This window comes from Rhodobaculum claviforme, assembly GCF_016653255.1.
GTDB lineage: Bacteria > Pseudomonadota > Alphaproteobacteria > Rhodobacterales > Rhodobacteraceae > Rhodobaculum > Rhodobaculum claviforme.
The window spans coordinates 1-5,160 of sequence record NZ_NHSD01000088.1 but is presented as its reverse complement, the minus strand read 5'-3'; the positions used below and the strand labels follow the sequence as shown (position 1 = coordinate 5,160).

Below are 5,160 nucleotides of genomic sequence, written 5' to 3'. Positions count from 1 at the left end.
GATGCGCCCGCCGCAGTCCGACCCGCACCGCGCGGCCCGCGCCGTGGCAACGGCGATCAGGTGGTGGGCATGGGGGATCATGTGCCCGAGTTCCTGCTGCGCAGCTTCGTGACCGCCGACGCGGAATAAGGCCGTTGCACAAGGGGGTTGCGCGCGGATCTTCGCGTGTGACCCGCAGCCCTGACCCTTGCATGCGGGCCACATGGACGTCCCGCGTCGGCATTTTGCGGCCGGTGCATCAGAAATTCCTTGCGCGAGTCGGGCGTACCCCCTAGGTGCGGCGCTCCGAGAGGCTCCGATCCCAGCCCCGCGATTGCGGGGGGGCGCTAAGGAGGCTCTGGATTGTCTGCTGGTAAGAAGGGGCTCGCGCCATGAAGGACGCCAACCTCTTCCAACTGGGGATCGGTCTGGAGACAGGCGCCCACGCGGAAGACACCACCGGCCGTTTGGCCGCAACCCTCTGCGATTCCGGTCGCGAGGATCACTTCATCCGCCGCGACGGCCGGGTGTTTGCGGGAACGCATCTGATCATCGAGGTCGTCAACGGCCATGGTCTGGATGACGAAGCCCGGATCGCCCGCGCCTTTCGCGATTGCGTCGACGAATGCGGCGCCACGCTGCTGCACATCCACACCCACAAGTTCAGCCCCCAGGGCGTGAGCGGCGTGGCGGTGCTGGCGGAGAGCCACATCTCGGTCCACACTTGGCCCGAGATCGGCTATGGCGCGTTCGACGTCTTCATGTGTGGTGACGCCAACCCCTGGGCTGCGGTCGGGGTGCTGCAACGGGCCTTTGGCACCTCCGACGTGCGTGTGCGCGAGATCCTGCGCGGCGAAGGGCTGGTGCCCGCGCATCTCGCCGCCTGAGCCGCCGTCCGATACACACCCATCGGCGGCGCCCCACCCGGGCGCCGCCGCGACGACCAGGGAACCCCGCCATGACCGAATGGATGCACGAGCGCCTGCATGACGACTACGCGCAGTCGCTGCGGGTGGATCGCGTGCTTTATGACAGCGCCACCGACCACCAGCGCCTGCGCCTGTTTGAAAACGCCCGCTTTGGCCGTGTCCTGACCCTCGATGACGTCGTGCAGACAACCGAGGCCGACAACTTCATCTATCACGAGATGATGGCCCATGTGCCGCTGCTGGCCCATGGGGCCGCGCGCCGCGTGCTGATCATCGGCGGCGGCGACGGCGGCCTTGCGCGTGAGGTGCTGCGCCACCCCGGCGTCGACCATGTCGTCATGGTCGAGATCGACGCGGGCGTCATCGAATTCTCGCGCCAGTATTTGCCCAGCCTGTCCGACGGCGCCTTTGACGATCCGCGACTGGAGGTGGTGATCGACGACGGCGCGGCCTTCATGGCGCGCAAGGGCGGTACCTTCGACGTGATTCTGGTGGATTCCACCGACCCCACCGGCCCCGGCGAGGTTCTGTTCACCGACAGCTTCTACGGCCACGCCCGCAGCCGCCTGACCGAGGGCGGGGTCCTCGTGACCCAGAACGGCGTGCCCTTTCTCCAGGGCGCCGAGCTGGCGGGAACGATGCGCGCCTTCCGGGCGCTGTTCGCGGACTGGGGCTGTTATCTGTGCACCATCCCGACCTATGCCGGAGGGCCGATGGCGCTGGGCTGGGCCACCGACGGGGTTGCGCGCGACACGCCGCTCAACGTCCTGCAGGCCCGCTACGCCGAGGCCGGGCTGGAGACCGACTACTACACCCCCGAGGTGCATCTGGCGGCCTTTGCCCTGCCCGGCTATGTCCGCCGGCTGATGCCCTAGGCGAACGGATCGCGGGGGTATCCGACCCCCGTCAGGCACAGCCCCTGCGGCGGCGCGACCGGACCGCAGGCGGCGCGGTCGCGGGCCGCAAGAGCCGCCGCGACCCGCTCGGGCGCCCAGGCGCCCGCCCCCACCCGCGCCAGCGTCCCCACGATCGACCGGACCTGGTTGTGCAGGAAGCTGCGCGCGCGCAGGTGGAACCGCACCTCCAGCCCGTGCGGGATCTCCAGCGCCTCCAGATCCAGCGCCTCCAGCGTGCGCACCGGCGATGCGGCCTGGCATAGCGCCGCGCGGAAGGTGGTGAAATCGTGGCGCCCCAGCAGATGGGACGCCGCCACCCGCATCGGCGCCAGCGCGAGCGGATGGCGCACATGCCATGCCGCCCCCCCCGCCAACGCCAGCGGCGCCCGCCGTGCCACCAGCCGATAGGTATACCGCCGCTCCAGCGCCGAGAACCGCGCATGCCAGTCATCCGCGACCCGCGCCGCCGCCAGCACGGCCACGGGGGCGGGCCGCAGATGGGCATTCAGCGCCTCTGCCAGGCGGAACGGGTCCCAGTCGCGCGCCAGATCGCAGTGCGCCACCTGCCCGGCTGCATGCACGCCGGTGTCGGTCCGGCCCGCTGCGGCGATGCCCGGCGCGTCCCCCTCCAGCCGACGCAGGGCGGCCTCCACCGCGGCCTGCACCGAGGGCTGGCCGGATTGCCGCTGCCAGCCGCAGAACGGCGCGCCGTCATATTCGATCAGAAGGGCAAACCGGGGCATGGGCCGGGCGGTAGCGCGCGCAACGCCCGCTGGCAAGCGCTCCCCCCCTTATATCCCCCGCGCCGGGTGCTTATCCTGAGGGCGAACGGACAAAGGGGGACCATCGGTGGTATTGGGCCGGATCGCGGACGGGGTGGCCTGGGGGATGGATACGGTATCCTCCACCGTGTCCGAGGCATTGTTCGAGCCGGTCGTGCGGCTGGGCGTCACCGGGCTGTCGCGGGCGGGCAAGACGGTCTTCATCACCTCGCTGGTGGCCAATCTGATGGACCGCGGCCGGATGCCGCAGCTGCGGGCGGCGTCGTCGGGGACGATCCAGGCGGCCTGGTTGCAGCCGCAGCCCGACGTGACCCTGCCGCGGTTCGATTACGAGGCGCATCTCGCCGCGCTCAGCGGTCCCGACCCGCAGTGGCCCGAAAGCACCCGCGCCATTTCCGAGCTACGGCTGTCGTTGCGGCTGCAACCCACCGGGCTGATGGGCCGGATGGGGGGGCCGCGGACGCTGCACCTCGACATTGTCGACTATCCCGGCGAGTGGCTTCTGGACCTTGCGCTTCTGGACAAGAGCTTTGCCCAGTGGTCGGCCGAGACGCTGGCGCGGCTGCACAACCGGCCCGAGGCGGCGGCCTATCTGGCGGCGGTGTCCGAAACCGACCCCGGTGGGACGCATGACGAAGCCACCGCACGCGCGCTGGCGCACGGGTTCACCGAATATCTGACGGCGGCGCGGGCGGCGGGCTGGTCGGACTGCACGCCGGGGCGGTTCCTGCTGCCGGGCGATCTGGCGGGCGCGCCGGTGCTGACGTTTGCGCCGCTGCCCGAACCGGCGCGCGCGCGGGCCTCGATCTGGCGCGCAAGCCTCTGGCGCGAGATGGAAAAGCGGTTCGAGGGGTACAAGCGCGCGGTCGTGCGCCCGTTCTTCCACGACCATTTCGCCCGCCTCGACCGGCAGGTGGTGCTGGCCGATGTGCTGGGCGCGATCCACGCCGGTCCCCGCGCGGTGGAGGACATGCGCCGCACCCTGGCCGAGATCCTCGGCGCCTTCCGCCCCGGCCGTAACGCCTTCCTGACGCGGCTGTGGGCCGGCCGGCGGGTGGAGCGGATCCTGTTCGCCGCCACCAAGGCCGACCATCTGCATCACAGCCAGCACGAGCGCCTGGGCGCGATCATGTCGGCGCTCCTGCGCGAAGCGCGCGACCGCGCCTCGTTCGCCGGGGCCAGGACCGAGGCGCTGTCCCTCGCCAGCCTGCGCACCACGGTGGAGGAGACGCGCACCCACTGGGGCCGCCCCGTCGACTGTGTGCGCGGGCGGCTGCAACGCACCGGCAAGCAGGCCGCCTTCCACGCGGGCGAGCTGCCCGACGACCCCGCCGCCCTGCTGGTCCCCGCCCGCGAAGGGGCCGCGCGCTGGCTGGAGGGGGACTACGGCATGATGGCCTTTGCGCCCGCCCCCCTGTCGCTGCGCCCGGGCGAGGGCCCGCCGCACATCCGCCTCGACCGCGCCGCCGAGTTCCTGATTGGTGACAGGCTGTTGCGCGGCTGATCTGAAGCAAAGGATGACCCCATGACCCCCCCGCGCGGCCCGATCCTGTTCGAGATCGACGACGACGGCACCAGCCCCGGCCCGGCGGATGCGCCGCCCATCCTCGATGCGCCGGACACGCCCGCGGGGGCGGCGATGCAGGCCGCCCTGCGCATCGGCGCGCGGCGGATGTCGCTGGCAGCCCGCGCGGTGCTGTCGGCGCTGGGCGCGCTGGTGGCGATGGCGCTGGGGCTGGCGGCGTGGGACTGGGTGATGGACCTGCTGACGCGGGTGCCGGTGCTGGGGATGGTGGCGACAGCGCTGGTCGGGCTGCTGCTGCTGGGGCTGGTCGCGCTGGCATTGCGCGAGGGGGTTGCGATCCGCCGGCTGCGGCGCCTTGACGCGCTGCGCCGGGGCGCCGAGGCGGCGCTTCAGACGGGCGACGCGGCGCAGGCCGCGCGCACGCTCGACAGCCTGAGCGCGCTGTATGCGGGCCGCGCGGACATGGCGCGCGCCTGCGCCCGGCTGGCGGAACGGCGCGACGACCACGCCGACGCGGGCGCCCTTCTGGCCCTGGCCGAGGCTGAGCTCCTCACCCCGCTCGACGCCGCCGCACGGCGCGAGGTGGAGGCCGCCGCCCGGCTGGTGGCCACCGTCACCGCCGTGGTGCCGCTGGCGCTGGCGGATGTGGCGGCGGCGCTGGTGGCGAACCTGCGCATGATCCGCCGCGTGGCCGAGATCTACGGCGGGCGCAGCGGGGTGCTGGGCAACTGGCGGCTGACGCGGGCGGTGCTGACGCATCTGGTCGCCACCGGCGCGGTGGCGGTGGGCGACGATCTGGTGGGCACGGTGGCGGGCGGCGGCATGCTCGCGCGAGTCTCGCGCCGCTTTGGCGAAGGGGTGGTGAACGGCGCGCTGACCGCCCGCGTCGGCGTCGCTGCGATCGAGGTCTGCCGCCCGCTCCCGTTCCGCCATGCCCCCGGCCCGCGCGTCACGGCCCTTGTGCGCCGCGCCCTCACCGGCCTCTTCGACCGCGCCTGAGCCGGCCACAAGGGGGCCTGCGCCCGCTGCGTGCGGCGGGCGCGGGTGGG

General features: G+C 72.5%; 5 protein-coding genes. 4 read left to right on the top strand and 1 reads right to left on the bottom strand.

All coding sequences use genetic code 11. From position 1 onward, the window contains the following. Window positions 1-371: 371 nt before the first annotated feature. On the top strand, window positions 372-866 hold the full coding sequence (speD, locus tag CCR87_RS01560) for an adenosylmethionine decarboxylase (protein WP_201155574.1): 495 nt from the start codon (window positions 372-374) through the stop codon (window positions 864-866). Window positions 867-937: 71 nt separating this feature from the next. Continuing rightward, window positions 938-1,783, top strand: coding sequence for a polyamine aminopropyltransferase (gene speE / locus CCR87_RS01555; RefSeq protein ID WP_201155573.1), 846 nt, complete (start codon window positions 938-940; stop codon window positions 1,781-1,783). On the opposite strand, the gene truA is transcribed toward speE, so the two are convergent. Further along, window positions 1,780-2,547: a tRNA pseudouridine(38-40) synthase TruA gene (gene truA, locus CCR87_RS01550; RefSeq protein WP_201155572.1), complete on the bottom strand. Its 768-nt coding sequence runs from the start codon at window positions 2,545-2,547 to the stop codon at window positions 1,780-1,782. The genes speE and truA overlap by 4 nt on opposite strands. 106 nt (window positions 2,548-2,653) lie before the next feature. On the opposite strand from truA, the gene CCR87_RS01545 reads away from it, so the two are divergent. Then, window positions 2,654-4,090, top strand: a complete 1,437-nt coding sequence (locus CCR87_RS01545; protein WP_201155571.1) for a YcjX family protein — start codon at window positions 2,654-2,656, stop codon at window positions 4,088-4,090. 21 nt (window positions 4,091-4,111) lie between these two features. Beyond that, window positions 4,112-5,110, top strand: a complete 999-nt coding sequence (locus tag CCR87_RS01540; protein ID WP_201155570.1) for a TIGR01620 family protein — start codon at window positions 4,112-4,114, stop codon at window positions 5,108-5,110. The last annotated feature ends 50 nt before the right edge of the window (window positions 5,111-5,160 follow it).